The 15740-nt window shown below is 58.5% G+C and carries 10 protein-coding genes and 2 pseudogenes; 5 read left to right on the forward strand and 7 right to left on the reverse strand.

Annotated elements, in window-relative coordinates; translation table 11 throughout:
* A pseudogene (locus HDG37_RS03935) lies at positions 1-779 on the reverse strand (alkaline phosphatase); the annotation flags it as partial.
* Between the two features lie 238 nt (positions 780-1017).
* Here HDG37_RS03935 and HDG37_RS03940 point away from each other — a divergent pair.
* Positions 1018-1736, forward strand: a protein-coding gene (locus tag HDG37_RS03940; RefSeq protein ID WP_409259902.1) for an IS6 family transposase whose coding sequence is annotated in 2 segments (ribosomal slippage) — positions 1018-1285 and positions 1285-1736 — 720 coding nt in all. Because the reading frame shifts where the segments join, the coding sequence is not laid out codon by codon here.
* A 118-nt stretch (positions 1737-1854) separates the two neighbouring features.
* On the opposite strand, the gene HDG37_RS03945 is transcribed toward HDG37_RS03940, so the two are convergent.
* The gene (locus HDG37_RS03945) at positions 1855-7782 is read right to left on the reverse strand and encodes a DUF3320 domain-containing protein (protein WP_184044530.1); all 5928 of its coding nucleotides are present in this window, start codon (positions 7780-7782) and stop codon (positions 1855-1857) included.
* Positions 7783-7845: 63 nt separating this feature from the next.
* Here HDG37_RS03945 and HDG37_RS03950 point away from each other — a divergent pair, with 63 nt between their 5' ends.
* Together HDG37_RS03950 and HDG37_RS03955 are read left to right on the forward strand one after the other, a co-directional pair.
* A complete protein-coding gene (locus HDG37_RS03950; RefSeq protein WP_184044532.1) occupies positions 7846-8772 on the forward strand; it encodes a hypothetical protein in 927 nt (308 codons plus the stop codon).
* Between the two features lie 4 nt (positions 8773-8776).
* Positions 8777-9370 carry a hypothetical protein gene (locus HDG37_RS03955; protein WP_184044534.1) on the forward strand — a complete coding sequence of 198 codons (594 nt, stop codon included), beginning with the start codon at positions 8777-8779 and terminating at the stop codon, positions 9368-9370.
* Between the two features lie 191 nt (positions 9371-9561).
* Here the strand turns inward: HDG37_RS03955 and HDG37_RS03960 are convergent, their stop codons facing one another.
* From HDG37_RS03960 to HDG37_RS03975, 4 genes are all read right to left on the reverse strand, one after another.
* A complete protein-coding gene (locus HDG37_RS03960; RefSeq protein WP_184044536.1) occupies positions 9562-10134 on the reverse strand; it encodes a pentapeptide repeat-containing protein in 573 nt (190 codons plus the stop codon).
* A 17-nt stretch (positions 10135-10151) separates the two neighbouring features.
* Positions 10152-11147: a tetratricopeptide repeat protein gene (locus HDG37_RS03965; RefSeq protein WP_184044538.1), complete on the reverse strand. Its 996-nt coding sequence runs from the start codon at positions 11145-11147 to the stop codon at positions 10152-10154.
* Between the two features lie 117 nt (positions 11148-11264).
* A complete protein-coding gene (locus HDG37_RS03970; protein ID WP_184044540.1) occupies positions 11265-12683 on the reverse strand; it encodes a DUF4384 domain-containing protein in 1419 nt (472 codons plus the stop codon).
* 640 nt (positions 12684-13323) lie between these two features.
* Positions 13324-13620: a hypothetical protein gene (locus HDG37_RS03975; protein WP_184044542.1), complete on the reverse strand. Its 297-nt coding sequence runs from the start codon at positions 13618-13620 to the stop codon at positions 13324-13326.
* Positions 13621-13773: 153 nt separating this feature from the next.
* On the opposite strand from HDG37_RS03975, the gene HDG37_RS03980 reads away from it, so the two are divergent.
* Positions 13774-13986 (forward strand): tyrosine-type recombinase/integrase, encoded by a 213-nt coding sequence (locus HDG37_RS03980; protein ID WP_409259281.1) that lies wholly within the window; start codon positions 13774-13776, stop codon positions 13984-13986.
* 203 nt (positions 13987-14189) lie between these two features.
* Here the strand turns inward: HDG37_RS03980 and HDG37_RS03985 are convergent, their stop codons facing one another.
* Positions 14190-15119: a LysR family transcriptional regulator gene (locus HDG37_RS03985; protein ID WP_184044544.1), complete on the reverse strand. Its 930-nt coding sequence runs from the start codon at positions 15117-15119 to the stop codon at positions 14190-14192.
* Between the two features lie 402 nt (positions 15120-15521).
* Between HDG37_RS03985 and HDG37_RS39010 the strand changes: the two are divergent.
* Positions 15522-15701: pseudogene (locus HDG37_RS39010) on the forward strand (transcriptional regulator); the annotation flags it as partial.
* Positions 15702-15740: the final 39 nt, after the last annotated feature.

A 15740-nucleotide genomic window follows, 5' to 3' on the forward strand; every position in this document is an offset into this window, starting at 1 on the left:
TTGCTCGAGCTGGCCGTGAACGCATCCGGCTCGTATTCCTCGCTCGACAGATGCGTGTTCCACGGCGACAGGCTCGCGCCGCAGGTGATCCACAGCCCATTCGCGGGCGACGTGTCGACGTTGTGATACTTGACGAGCGTCAACTTGCCGGTGGCCGGATCCTGATCCAGCGTCAGCACCGCGATCGGCGACGGGAGGCGGCCATACATGTCACTGCCGGACTGCGAGCGCGTCGTGTATTCGAACTGGACCACAGCGAACACCGTGTTGCCCTTTACGCCGGCGACCTTCGCGCCATCGATCTTCAGCAGCGACGTACCGTCCGGCGAGTCCGAAAAGAACTGGCGCCGTTGCGCGGGCACCGAATCGTCGTCGATCGGCTGGTTGTTGATGTCGAAGTACCCGCCGGCCGGCACGGTGCCGCCGTTGCCGTCCGGGACCAGATCGCCGGTCATGAAGAACGGCTCGTACGCGAGTTTGTAAGCCTTTTGGGAGCCGTCGGAATACGAAACCGTCAGGCCTGAGCCGACCGTGGTGGTTGCCATCAGCGACGGATTGGCGAGCGACGGCGCCGGCATGCTGGTGAAAGACGCCGAAGTGAAGTTCGCAACCGGGGTGGCAGGCGTAGTAGGCGTGGTGGAATTGGCCGACGGATTCGCCAGATCGCCGCCGCAAGCGGTCAGCATCGACGCCGTGGCGATGCCGCCTAGCGGCAGCATCGGCGCACCGGCAAGTAGTTTCAGGGCCTTGCGGCGGGAAATGTCGAACGGCTCTGCCATGTTGTCGTGATCCAGGGTTCGGGTAGCGTGGGTGAATACACAGCCGGCACGCAGTCAGCCCGAAACCACATGGTTCACGCTCGCGCGGCTATGACGCGAGGATTCTATGAAGTTAATATGAAAGTATATTGATAGGTTTTAGTAATTTTTGAATCAGCCTGGTCTGCCGGCCTGCCCGGTTGTGGTGCAATTCCGGTGCGTCGGACTGTTACCTTGAGCTTTTGACGACCACGAGCCAATGAGCAAGCTGAAAGATCTCAAACGGTTGTTCAACGGGCGTCATTTCGACCGCGAAGTCATCGTCCTTTGCGTGCGTTGGTATCTGCGCTACAAGCTCAGTCTGCGTGATCTTGTCGAGATGATGGCTGAGCGCGGCCTGTCCCTCGCCCACACTACGATCCTGCGTTGGGTGAAGCGCTACACGCCGGAGTTCGTCAAACGCTGGAATCGGTTGGCTACGACAGCCGGTCAGTCGTGGCGAGTCGACGAGACCTACGTGAAGATCGCGGCAAATGGGCCTATCTCTACCGCGCCGTTGACCGAGCGGGAAAGACGATCGATTTTCGCCTCAGCGCGAGGCGCGACGTGGCGGCAGCAAAGGCGTTCTTCGCGAAGGCAATCAGAACTCAGGGACGCGCTCCTGAGACGATTACGCTGGACGGCTACGCGGCATCTCTTCGGGCGGTCCGCGAGATGAGGACCGACGAGTCGCTACCCAGGCGAACGAAATTGCGATCCTCGAAGTACCTGAATAACCTCATTGAGCAGGATCACTGCCACATCAAATCGCGGGTGAACGTGATGCTCGGGTTCAAGCGGTTCCACAGCGCCGCCGTTACCCTCTCCGGCATCGAACTGATGCATCGCATTCGCAAAGGCCAGTTCGATCTCACCAGCATGCACCTCAAAGATACCACTTCGCCCTCGATTTGGATGCCGGTTCTTTCAGCTCGTTGAGGTCTCCGAAACATGGGCGATTTCTCGCCCGCCTACCCAGTTTGCACCACAGCCACCTTACGTATGTGGAGCCTCGTCTTGACGACTGCTGCTCCACGCCCCGCATACGATCCTTCGATTACGAAAGCTTCAAAACGGTGCCACTCATCGTCACGCTCCCACTTGATACAAGACGTGATATCGCAAGCCCAACCCTAGCTTCGGCATCTCCCGGCGTACGCGACATTCCAATCAGCCGACACACGGATTTGGCGACGTCAGAGGTTGGTGCACTGCCCGTTTCTTCAAGCACATGAAGCACACCGTTAGCCAACTCTTCCAGGCACACATCATCGACCTTCCGACGTGAAGTCTCCTCATCCGAGGCCTCACGAAAAACGCCCCACTCTGCCGGATTTACCTTAGCTGGCCAGTAAAACGTCGCGTTTCCGTCCGAGGTTCGACCTTGCTCGCGAGGCGTCAGCATCCGGAGACGATCAACAATTCGCGTACCCGTTCGCTCCAAACCCCACGCTCTTGCGACTCTGCGGTGAAGGACACTCTCGTGAATCGGTCCTTCAGCTTCGATTATCTCGATCAGTTGTTCCGTCAGCTTCCGGCCGTGGGTGAGGTCGTAAAAGTCTTCCGGCTTGCCTCCCGCTGGGATGATGACCGTGTACTTAGGTAGAGAGACGTCAATGTCCGATGCAAGAGTGGCCGAAGGAACGCTGTCGACGATTTCGGTCTCTACCGTCTCCGGGATTGACGCCGCTGCTGGAGCCTCCTCGTCGGCACCATCATCATCGAGAAGTAGCTTGTCCAAACGAGCGAGGAGCTTCTGAACCTCGACATCCGGATTTAACCACCAGTCGGTCGACCAGATTCTATGTATGCGCCATCCCAACCCTTCGAGCACTACTTGACGAAGGCGGTCTCGATCACGCGCAGTCGCACCGGAGTGGTAGGCGCGACCATCGCACTCTATCCCGATGAGATAACGGCCCGGTGCTCGGGGATCAACGACGCCAATGTCGATGCGATACCCAGAACAACCCACTTGAGGATGAACAACCCAGTTGTGGTCGCGGAGCACCTTGATGACCTGGCCCTCGAATGGACTGTCCGGCTCCATTCCAGTAGGCAATGATTGCTCCAGCAACGCCTTGGGGCCCTTCAGCGCAAACTCGAGATAGTGCTTCAGGTCGCGCACACCCGCAGCCCTCACGCGGGAAAGATCGATCTGCTCCGGTCGCAGGGTGCTGAAAATCACCACTCTTTCGCGAGCACGGGACACCGCCACGTTGAGTCGTCGCTGTCCACCCTCGCTGTTCAGTGGCCCAAAGTTCATGGTGAGTTTGCCGGCTGCGTCGGGACCGTAGGTAATCGAAAAAAGAATCACGTCGCGCTCATCGCCCTGAACGTTCTCAAGGTTCTTGATGAACAACGGCTCGCGCGACTGCGCAGAGATCGCCTTGTCGAGCGCGGCATTGGCTCGGCGACGCGCGTCAAGCAACGACTCAATGAGCGACTGCTGCGGCTGATTAAACGTGACAACGCCCAAAGTCAGATGTTGGTGCTTTGAATCCAGAAAGTGTTGCTCGATTCCACGCACAATCGCTTCGGCCTCTGCCCGGTTTGTCCGGCTACCACCTCTGTCGTAGACACCCGTGACGCGCTCAAGGCGCACCGCCACGTCGTCCGTCACCGGCGACGGAAAGGTGATGAGTTGCGAGTCGTAATAGGTAACGTTGCTGAAGGTAATCAGACTCTCATGCCGGCTGCGATAATGCCACTGCAGCCGCTGACGATTCATCCCCGCACCCAGACATTCGTCCAGAATGCTTTCGAGGTCTTCGATCTGAGCATCATCGCCGCCGTTGTCGTCTGAATCCGTCGACTTACTGAAGAAGCTCGTGGGTGGCAGCTGCTTCGTGTCTCCAACAACGGCCAGTTGCTTGCCACGCGCTATGGCGCCCACGGCGTCCCACACGGGAATCTGGGAAGCCTCATCGAAGACGACGGCATCAAACTGTGCGTGCCCAGCGTCGAGATACTGAGCCACAGATAGCGGCGACATCAACAGACACGGTTTCAGCTTGGGGAGCAGACTCGGAAGTCCGTGCATCAGTTGGCGCACCGGCGCGTGGCGTGTCTTCTTTTGCAGTTCCCTTCGCAACAGCCCGAGTTCACTATCGCTGCTGACCACCATGCCTTTTCCCGCCGGCACCTTGCCAGCAAGCGTCGCGGCAACATGTTGCGCCGTCAGATGCTGGAATCGCTCGTCGGACTGGCGGAACTCACGAATCTTCCGTTCGTGGTCAGCGCTGGAAAACGTGCGCAGCACCGAGTCTTTGTCGATGACCTTTTTCACCCACCAATTCTGGTAGCTGTACTCGAAGTGCTCCTCGACACAATCCAGCGGCACACGGCCATCTTCCAGCGAAGTTACGACGCCTTGCAACCCCAGATGCACGGCCTGCTCTCGAACCTGCCGCCACAGACACCACGACATAAACTGGCTCTTCGCCCGACGCCACGCCGCAGTAATACCGAGCATCCGCTCCAGAGCGCCGTCAGTGTCAGTCGGCCCCTGCAATGGTGCAGTCGGTTCTGCCAGTGCTTCCAGCGCCGACAGGCTGGCACGCACTTCACGCCACGCGTCGCGATAAGCAACCAGCGACTTGCTCATCGGACCTCCCGGCTGCAGCAAAGCACGGTTTTCGACCACCATATGCTGGAAACGGGTTTGCAGTTCCGCTGCCGCGACCGGATCTCCAGCAACCAAGGTGACAGCATCTGAGAAACGTTGCGCCCATTGCTCGCACCGCAATACCTGGTCCCAGTCCGTCTTCACGCCGTTGAACGTATCCCGCAGCACACGTTCCGCGTTGCCTTTCATCGCGAGAAGCTGCTCGTCCTCGGCATTGACGCCTGCAAGATGAGGCAACATTGCTCCAACAGCTTCGTCCGTCGGCCGCGCTCCGGTAATGCTGTAGCTCGCAAGCCGTGTGCGGATAGCGCGCTTCTTGATCGCTGATTTAGGCCACCAGGTGTTCGACGCTTGCGCCCACTCGTCTTTTAGAGATTTCGCGCTGACTTCTGAGATCCGCTCAGTCCAACTCGCCTCGAGATTGCTCCATGACTCGTTGCGCGCCTTCCCATGCCGGGCAAGCCGTTGCAGTTGTGCCCGGACTTCAGCGTCGTAAGCTTGTGCGGCAACGCCTTGAGGCACCTGTGGCGCTCCGAGCAGAACGTCTGCCAAACGGTCAATCTTTTCGTATCCCTCAAGGCTCAAACCGGAAACCGGAAGTCCCAGGCTGCGTTCCGCCTCGGCTGCACCGCCTTTGAATGCCTGGATCGCCTGCTCAAGCAAACGCGCAGTTGTCAAGAGTTCGTCCTGCCAGCTCGGACTCCAGTCGGTTCTGCCAATATGTTCAAGCGGATGGCCATGCAGCGCGACGAGCGCCCCGGAAAGGGTGGCCATCCGTCTCGATGTTTCTCGCAGGCTTTCGAGGGATTTGTGATCGTGAGCGGATGCATCTGCCCAAGACATCAGGGAGGCTTCCTCGCCATCGTGCGCGATGCAAGTTCCGATTGCCTGATATACGGTGAGCCCGTTGGAGTGCGGGTGATGTAATGCATCGACGAGATCGTTCAGATCCTGCCGCAGTTGGGCCAGACGTCCTGCTTCCCGGCTCCAGTCTTCGCTCGTTCGCTGGCCGCTGAAATCCAGAGCCTTGCCGAGTTGCTGCAGGACTTCCGACTTCCGCGCTTTGGACGAATGCAGTTCAAGACAAAACGGCCCCAGACCGACCGACTCGAGTCGCCGATGCACAACCTCCAACGCGGCCATCTTCTCGGATACGAACAGGACCGTCTTACCTCTCGCTAACAAATGGGCAATCAGGTTTGTGATGGTTTGGCTTTTGCCCGTACCGGGCGGGCCCTCAAGAACCAGATCACGCCCGGAGTCGACTACGCAGATGGCCTTTAGCTGCGACGAGTCAGACAGCATTGGCGTGAACAGGTCCTGAGGCTTGTGCGATTCATCCAGCCTCTCGAAACGTTCGTCGCCCTCCTCCTTCTCAAATGCTTGCCCGGGGTTCTCTATGAGATGTCGGACTACTCGATTCGCCTTGAGTTGCTCTGTCCGATCCTGGAGATCCTTCCACATCAAATACTTGGTGAAAGAGAAAATACCCAGGTGCGCCTGCTCGACGACCTCCCACTTGGGGATCTCGCGCACCGCCAGACGGAACGCCTGGAGCACCTTCCCGACGTCGACGCCCTTCTCATCCATCGGCATAACGTCCAAACCTGGAATGCGCAATTCGAAGTTCGAACGCAACATCTGCAGCAGCGTTGGATTGATGATCGTCTCATCGTCATGACGGCTAAGCCGGAAACCGCTTCGCACCGACTGGCGCTGTAGCGCCACGGGAACCAGGATGATAGGCGCCTGATGCACGCTCTCGGCGCTTTCCGCCTCCGTCCACCGCAACATGCCCAAGGCGAGATAGAGTGTGTTCGCGCCGCCTTCTTCCAAACCAGTCCGCGCCGCACTAAAAATGCTCAGAAGGTTGCCATCCAACGCCTCCTGCGGCATCCGTGCGATCAACTCCTTGTTGTCCAGGGCGTTGAGTGCCATGTCGTCAAGGGGGTGGTGTCCGCTGCGACTCGCATGGACCTCGGCCATGCGCGGATCATTTCCCTCCATCAGGGTCGGCATTGGCCGCACGCGAAACTCGACGCCTTCGGCGATGGCGTCCTCGAGCTTGGCCAGGTCCGGCGCGACCAGCGCCAGTGTCGATTTAGTCGACTTGAAGTTGAGAAGCCGGTTACGAAGCGTCAGATCCAGCAACCGGGATTTCCACTTCGACAAGCGCCCTTCCGGCGTCTCGTCGCCACCTAGATCGAGAGACGTCAGAGACTCTGGGTCAAGCGGTGGGAGGACCGGCGTCGGTTCAATGGCCGCGGGCTTTTCCGCGTCTTCGGTCTCGGATCGCTTAATCCCTGCTACGCGGGACGGCAATGGCCTGATTTGCAGTTCTCGGGCCCGATGGATATCAACCGCATACCGGAACGTGCCTTCTTCGAGCAGATGGACCGCACCCTGTTCCAGGGCGATTCTCAACGAGGGGCGACGGCTCGAATGCTGTGCGACTGCCGTGGTCTCGAATACCAGAAACTCGCCGCTATCGACGCGTTTCCGTACCGCCTGAACATCGTCGGTGAGAGGATCGGCGAAACAGGCCTGATGAAGCCATACACCTACCCAGGCATGACCATCCTTGAGCAAGACAACGGGACGTAGACCAGCCTGCTCCAGACATGACGAGAAAAGCATCGCGAGGTCAAGGCAAGTGGCTACTCTTCCCTCGATAACACGGTCAGGGGTTCGGATTTTCTGACCATCCACCCCGAAAGAAGCTGGCGGCTCAGCGTATTGCAAATTCTCCGCGGCCAGCGTGCTGTAAATCGCGGAAATCTGCTTCCACACCACATCGCGGCTCTTCGACTGATATCCATTCATCGACAGGTCGCTGTGCTGCTCGCGAAGCAACTTGGACGCCTTGCCAATGAGGATGTCGATCGCCGGGTTGTTCGGCATTGAGAAGCACGCGAGCAACTCGGGCATGGCGCGCGTACCGGCCCATTGATCGTAGGCCAGAATCTCGACGGGGTGGTTTATCCGGGCCAGTTCTATATCGCCGGCCTGCGCGACCACAGTAACCGATGAGGTAATAGCCTCCTGGAGGTCGGCCAGATAACCGTGGTCGGCTGCCAGATCTAAAGGGGATATGCGCCTGCTTTCGTCCGGAGTGAGCTTTGCAAAGTGAAGCTTCACGCCTTGAGCGAAGCGAGGATTGCACCCGACCAGGACATCCACGGCCTCGAGAGGTTCGCTACCGCGGTTCGTTACGCGCAAGGCACGGACTACGGGCACGGAATTCTGGATCGACGCATAGCCCAGTGTTGGGTCGGCCTCGATCTCCAGAAGCAGCGGCGCAGGGGTTGTTTCCTCGGCGGTTACGGATTCCAGATCCGGTTCTTGTTGGACGTCCATCGTACCCCCTTATCAGCGTTCTTTTTAAATCGTTCTCACGTTTTGCACGTAAGAATACGCCAGATGGCCGTCAATCGGGAAAGCCGAAATCGCATTATTGGCTGCATTGAATCGCGGGCTGTTTCAAGCAATCTGGCCCGGACACGCTTTTGCCACCCCTGTCTCGAGGGATCCGAGACGATCAGCGCGCTGGCCGCGCGGGACGGCGTGAGCCGCAAGTTCGTCTACGCGCAAACGCGCAAGGCCGGCGTCGCGCTGGCGGACGCGTTTGCGTCAGCGATACCGGAGGATGAAGTGCTGTTCGAGTTGCCGGTCAGCAAGAGGTGGCTGCGTCAGGTGATGGTCGCGCTGACGCTGATCTGCCGCAGCTCGTATCGCGGCGTGGTGGAGTTCATGCGCGACTTGCTGGGCGTGTCCACCAGTGTGGGCAACGTTCACGACGTGCAGCAATGGGCCGTGCAGCAATGGGCCGCGCAGCAAGCGGCCGCGCTCAACCGCGAGCAAGACCTGTCCGGCATTCGCGTGGGCTTGCACGACGAGATCTTCCAGGGCTCGCGGCCGGTGCTGGCCGGCGTCGATGCCGAGTCGACCTACTGCTACTTGCTGGCGGCCGAGGCCCATCGCGACGGCGACACCTGGGGCGTGCACCTGCTGGACGCGGCGCAGCAGGGACTGGCGCCCGACTACACGATTGCCGATGCCGGCCGGGGCCTGCGCGCCGGGCAGAAGGCCTCCTGGGGCGACACGCCGTGCCATGGCGATGTGTTCCACATCCAGCGCCAGTGCGAAGGACTGGCCAACACGCTGGGCAACCCTCGCCAGGGGCGCCCGGTCGCGGCGCGAGAAGCTGCAAGCCAGGCTCAACCAGCCGCGCTCGCGGGGGTGCGCCGGCGGCTTCGCTGCCCAGCTGAGGCGGGCACGTCGGACAGAAGCGCAGGCGCATCAGTTTGCCTGCGACATCCGCACGCTGACCCAGTGGCTCAGTCATGACATCGTGTCGCTGGCGGGTCCGCAACTCGCCACGCGGCAAGCGCTGTTCGACTTCATCGTCGAGGAATTGGGCGTGCGCGAAGCGCTGGATACGTGCCGCATCCGCCCGGTGCGCATCGCGCTGCAGAACCAGCGCGATGACCTGCTCGCGTTCGCCGGCGTGCTCGATGAGAAGCTCGCCGCGATCGCGCAGCGCGCCAACGTCTCGGACGAGCTCGTGCGCGCCGCGTGTGTGCTGCATCGCAAGCCGCGCACCTCACCCGCGTACTGGCAGGGATGGGGCCGGCTACGCGCCAGACTGGGCGGCCAGTTCCACGCCGTGTTCGCCGCGGTGTCCGAGGCCATGGCCCACACGCCGCGCAGCAGTGCGCTCGTCGAAAATCTGAACTCGCGCTTGCGCAACTATTTCACGCTGCGTCGCCATCTGGGCGCCCCTTACCTCGACCTACTGCGCTTCTTCCTGAATCATCGGCGCTTCGTGCGCAGCCGCCGGGCCGAGCGTCAAGGCAAAAGTCCGTGCGAGTTGATGACAGGGCGGGACCACCCGCACTGGCTCACGATGCTGGGACTCGGAGCGCTTCAACCGCGGCAAGCCTGAGCGCGGAAGGTCGATACCCAAGACCTCCGAATACATCGGGATACTAATCAAAAATCAACACACCGCCCTCCACGAGCGGTGCGGCTCAGTTCGTCCGTGTTACCCAAAATCGGCGCTTTTCGAACCACGCCGTCTGCCGCTCGAGTCGCCCCGCCAGGCAGGTCTCGGTGCGCTCATTGCTCAGCCGAGCCTTATTCCAGCTTGCACCCATTGATCGACTTAGGCAGACACCGTTGCCCGTGGGTCCATCGGGCACCAGACAGATCAGATCCGCTCCAGCTTACATTCACAAACCGCGCGTCTTCGAAGTTGGAATTGCGTAGATTCGCGTTATCGAACGAGACGTTTGTCAGGTCGGCTCGAGAAAAGTCGACACCAGATAGATCCGCGCCACTGAAATCCACATTTTTGCTCACGCTTTCCCGCAACGATGCCGAGGCGAGGTCGGCACGGACTGCACCAACGTTTTCAAGAGTCGCATGGGACAGATCCTTCTTCTTCCAGCTCACCCCCTTCAATTCAGTATTCTGAAGGACGATGTGTGACGACGAAACCTGATCCGATGCAGATCCTTTAGTCACGCTGGACGGCCGAACACCACTGATATTCATTGTCGCCGTCGAACCCGGACCGATTTGCCTGTTAGTAATAGTGACATTATGCAGTTCGAGTACCTGATTGGATTCGGTGAATGAATTTTCGGCCAGCGCAGCGCGGCCGAATAGCGCCACATAGACAAATAGCAAAGCGCGGCACATTGCCATTACGTGTCTTCCTAGATTCATTTTTCAACAACCTCTTCCGAGAGAATATCTGCGTGTAGCGGCTTGTCGGCGGAGATATTGGAGGACGAAGCAATGCTTGTCTGCGCAATCTGTCTCATCCAGGCAGGATCAAGCTGCTCGCCATTAGTTGCTGAGAAGATCAATCCAAGCATATTCTTCGCGCGGGAGTACTGTCGCTCTGCGGAGCGCCTGTACCAGACGAGCGCCGCCGAATAATTGATAGTGGTCCCCTTGCCGATGTGGTACATCGTCGCGAGTTCATACATCGCAACCCGATCGCCCTTCTCTGCTTCCTGACGTACATCGGTAAATTGCTCGCGGGCTGTTTTCGGTTCATTCCCGCCATTCAATCGCATCAGGTTGCGAGAGGCAGCAACCAGTCCCTTCATAGCGGCAGAGGCGTACCATCGCTTTGCTTCGGCCAGATCTTCCGGGACTCCGTCGCCCGACTCGTAGATTACTCCGAGTTCGTTCTCGGCGACCCGGTTGCCTGCTGACGCCGCCGTACGAATCTCGCGTAGTCCTTTCTCCACATCTCCAGTTGCCTGCATAACGAGTCCCAAAACCAGTCGTCCGCCGGCATTGCCCTTCACAGCCACATCATTCGCGTAGGACTGAGCGGAGAAGAGGTCGCGTGCAACACCACGCCCGTACAGGTACAGCACAGCCATTGCAACATAGTTCCGAGCGTCACCGGAATTTAGACCTTGCTGCCAGATCGCTGCCGCGTATTGAAACTGGCGACCAGTGTCATTCGATTCCATTGCCGCCATGCCAGCACGATACGCCGTAAGGCCGTCGTCATAGGTCTTGTCGGCCAGATCGTCGTATGTGGTTGCGCCTTGCTCGGTCACGCCGCGCTTTGCAGAGAACGATGCATCGCTCTCACCGCGAATACGGAAGTCGGAAAACCTGTCAGACAGTCCCTGGACATCCGGCGCTATCGTGGATTGGTGAATGACCACGGTCGCGTGCGCGGAAGGCATACTCATCGATACGATCAGCGGAAGGAAGCTGGCCGAGCAAGTCCATCTTTGCCGAAATCGGCCACGTATCTTTCTTTGCATATTTCGATTTCACTTGAGTTTGCGGGGCTCGGAGGAGCCCCACTATCGGCTGCCGACAGCGACGTTTAGCCGACCCACACTGAGGCTCGGCGCATTGAGCGCAAGCATCGCGTTCGTAATGTCTACCAGTGCCGGGAATCCCGTGATGGTCTCGAGCCCTGGACCCTTCAACTCGGATGGAAGATGTTCGAACACAGAAGCGTTTGCAGCGAAACACAGCACCTCCTCGTGGCCCGGTTTTTCGAAACGGATTGAAAATCGCTTGTCTTTAACAGGAATCGATGTGCTCGAATAGGCTTGCACCTCGCTCATCGGCTCGAAAGGGTTGGGATAAATCTGCGTAACGGTATGGCTCGCATCTTCGTAGTAGCAACGCAGCGCCGCACTTCGATTGAGCCGCACGTCCAGATTGAGCTCGTCACCCACCCGAGGATGATCGCCGCCTTCTGCACTCAGCGTGACGTCGATCGGACCTTGCCCTCCCTCCTTCAACGACAAGGCGTCCGACGCCGGAGCGACCGCGGATAAATCAACCTTCTGTACATTTCCGTGGACGTCAACCGGAACTCGCTTCGCAAGCATCGCCTGATAGGTCGGGAAGCTCAGCAATCCCGTGGACGGAATGTCCTGGTCCATCTGGAATTCCGCAATCGCAGCCTTCAGTTCGGTGGACGATATACCGTCCACGGGACCGTCGTAATAGGTTTCCCGGCGCAGGACAGTCTGCGCGAGCATCGTGAGATATGCCGGTGTTGCCGCGTCGTACCACGTGCGCAGTTCCCGCTGGAATTCCGGCGCTGCTTCGTTGAGCGACAGACATTGCCAATATGGCAGTTTCAGCCACTTTCCGACCAGCTCGATCATGCCGAGATCGACGAGGCTGCGCAGTGCGAGTCCGGACCCCTGGCTATGGTCGTTGCTCAACGAGAACTGCACCCCCGTCTTGAAGATCGTGCCGCCCCCTTCGATTCCGCTGCCGCTTTTTGCAACGATGGCGGAGTTGGCCGCATAGATACCTGGCACCAGCGTGCGGGTTCGTAACTCGCCCAGGTGCAATTCCAGCGCAATAATCGACGCATGCACGTCGCCATCATAGGCCAAGTCTGTGCTGAATTCGTGACCACGAATCGACCCGTCTGCCGAAGTGCCGAGGCTACGCCGCTTGCCGACAACGTTTTCGTCGATATAGCTAACCGCGCCGGACACATAGACCTGCGGCGGCTCGATGTTCATTGCGTTCATTCCGAGCAGCAGACTGCTGAGATATTGAACAGTGTCCTGCTGAACCAGATTGATTTCGTAATCGACGAACTGGAACGTCTTGCTGCGCTCGGACATTTGCGCCAGCGCGGTAATCACGAGGTCCTTGACCGATGTTCCAGCCTTGCCGGAGGGATCGGCGATAGATTTACTCGTGATGCGGATAGGAGTCTGATGGGTGCTGGCGAGCATTTCGTCCATGCACGCCAACGAGCGACTGAAGGAGCTGATCGAACGAACCGGCTCGACGACGGGACTGCCTTCGGAATAGGCCTGCGAAATGACTTCCTTATGGTCGCGAGGCGTAAGCGCACACGATGTGACCGAAACCGCTGTGATGGCCGCGCAAACACGACCTGCAACGGAGACGACAGGGTGCGGCCTCCGTTGAAAATAACGGTAAATTCCCAATTGATTCGCCTGAAAAAACAATAAGTGGCACTCAACAGCCGTTAACTATGGGACCCTTGATAACGACGATATTATCTTTCGGCGCCCTGACCCCTGGACGCTGGTTACCAAGGTCTACATTGCCGATGTCTGTTGTGCAGCCCTTGCCAACAGACGCGCCTGATGACGCGGAACTACTGGACGAAGAAGAGCCAGGGTTGGCATCCGCCCCGGTGCTTTTCGACAACAGACGATTTCTCGCCAGTGCACTGGTCACCTTGCTCTGTTGACTGGGATCAAGACCGGTTCGAGAACCAATTTCGTTGGCGCGCGTGGACGCGCCATGCAGTGCGGCGAAAATGACAGCATTAGTAACTATTGCGAAGAGAATGGCGCGCACTCGGTGAGCTCCGCTAAGGCCGCGAGATACGATGTTCGCGGCGCCTAAGACTTACTTGCCCGAGACGGAGCCGATGTTGAGCTTCGCCTTACTCATGGCACCGACGGATGAGTTGGCCAAACCGCTGTTCTCGATGCTCAGCGTTTGCTTGTTATTGCCGCCGATCTTCACGTTGCCTTCGACCGAATTGGCGTTTAGAACAGATTCCGATCCAACACCGACAGCCGAGTTGGCAATCCCGGAGTTCTTGATCGTGGTGCTCTGGTTATTATTTCCTGCGATCTCCACCTTAGCTATAGCGACGCTGGCAGAACAGGCGAGAAGCGCGCACAGAATGTATGACTTCATTAGTTATCCAAAAATGTAAAAATAGAATGAAAAAATGAAACGGCCGTTAAATATCATTTGCAACCATTGTTCATGCAACAGCTCCATCTTCCGACTTTTCATCGAAACATACAATAAGAGTACTCTTAAATTACAAGTTTATATTTGCCAGGGGTGGACGTCGCATGCGCGGCGCGGCTCAAGTGCGCTTCTGTCCACTGGTTTCGCCATAGCGCGGGGTCGAACATGGCCGATGGCAACCTCGATCTGCGGCTCGCACACGACAAGCTCGACCACGCGTCGCTGACGACCACAAGCCTGTATCTGCACAGCGACGATGTTCAGCGACATCAGGAAACAGAACTGAAACACCACATCGACTGGTGAGGGGTATCCACTTCACCTTATGGCTATTGAGGGCATTGCGCAATCGATCGCGCCTTTGAGAGGCTCCTGGCCGACCTCTGCCCGACGCTGATCGGCCCATCCCGACCCACAAGGGACAGTTGGATTTCTCCGTAACGGACGTTCAAGCGACTGGAAACGTTAAACCTCGCAAATAGCCAGGCACGGGCTGTAGTCGATCCGGGCTAAGCTTGACGCGCCCACGCAGTCTGATGCTGAGTCGCCCCGTTGCCTCCAATCTCGCCCATCAGATAATCGATGAACGACGCTATTCGCGAAGAAACGGCTGTATTGCGGTAATAGACAGCATGGATTGGCTGACGGACGTCCTTGGTCTGACGGGCGAGGATCTGCACGAGACGCCCTGTTTCACGGTCCCGGTCGGTCATGAAATCCGACAGGCAGACAACGCCCACGCCTTCGAGCGCCAGTTGACGAAGCGTCTCGCCGCTCGATGAACTTGCCACCGGCTCGATACGGTACGGCTCACCGTCGGCACCGAGCAACGGCCAGACATTGAGCGACTCCGGTTGTGTAAAGCCCAGCAGTACGTGCTTGCCAAGGTCAGCGACCTCGCGCGGATGTCCGTGCGCCTCAAGGTGGTCGGGACTCGCAAGAACACGCATGCGGCTACTGCCAACAAGCCGGCTATGCAGCGTCGAATCCTTGAGCCGGCCAATTCGAATAGCGACATCGGTGCGGCTCTCGAGTAGATCGATGATGCCGTCGTTCGTGTTCAGCTCCAGGTGAACGTGCGGATAGCGCACGCGGTAGCCTTGCACAAGCGGTGCGATCACGTGCAGCATGAAAGGCGACGCTGCATTGATCCGCAGGAGCCCCGATGGGTTTTCCCGCCGCGCGACCATCTGTTCCTCCGCGCTTTCCACGGAATCGATGATGGCTCGCGCGTGTTGAAGGAACGCGCGCCCTTCCTCGGTCAGCTCCATCCTGCGCGTGGTCCGGCGCATCAAGGTCGTTTTCAGCTTTTCCTCGAGGCGCCCCAGCGTCCGGCTGGCCGCCGACACTGTCAGGTCGAGATGTTGGGCAGCTGCCGTCATCGAGCCGGTATCGACCACGGCCATGAAAGTCGCCAATTCGTCGAGGGCGATATTCATTCTTGATTTCTTTTCAAAAGAATTTTGTTTATAGACCAGCTTGTGAACAAAAGTAAAGCTGGCAGACTCGGTCCGTCAGAATCCTCAATTCCTTCGCGAGGGAATACAGCCGCCGGAAGGCGCAGGCGCGCTGTCGAGTCTGGTGAGACAAAACTTTCTCCAATGTCACGGAGATTTAATAAATCAAACAGGCTGTTTCTGGAGACATACGCCGCGACGTTCAGGCTTGCGCAGACCAGGCGGGCAACTAACTCTGCTTAGCCGGAATGCGACTGACATCGGCATAAAGCCGGCGCGCAACTCACCTCGATCAATGCGAGCACAAACATGACGGTTACCGAGCGACCCGCGAATTACGGCACCAGCATGATCGACCTGGGCCGGTTTCAGATCGATTTGGAGATGCGGACGCTGCACCAAAGCGGCACGCTCGTACCTGTCGGATCTCGCGCCTTCGATATTCTTGCCGTGCTCGTGTCGGCCGCTGGACGACTAGTTACGAAAGACGAATTGTTGGATAGTGTCTGGCCGAAAACCGTCGTCGAAGAAAACAATATCCAGGTCCATCTGTCCGCGTTACGCAAAATACTTGGTGAGGATCGCAACCTGATTGTCACGATC

Origin of the sequence: Paraburkholderia sp. MM5384-R2 (genome assembly GCF_014201025.1) — a bacterium.
GTDB classification, from domain to species: domain Bacteria; phylum Pseudomonadota; class Gammaproteobacteria; order Burkholderiales; family Burkholderiaceae; genus Paraburkholderia; species Paraburkholderia tuberum.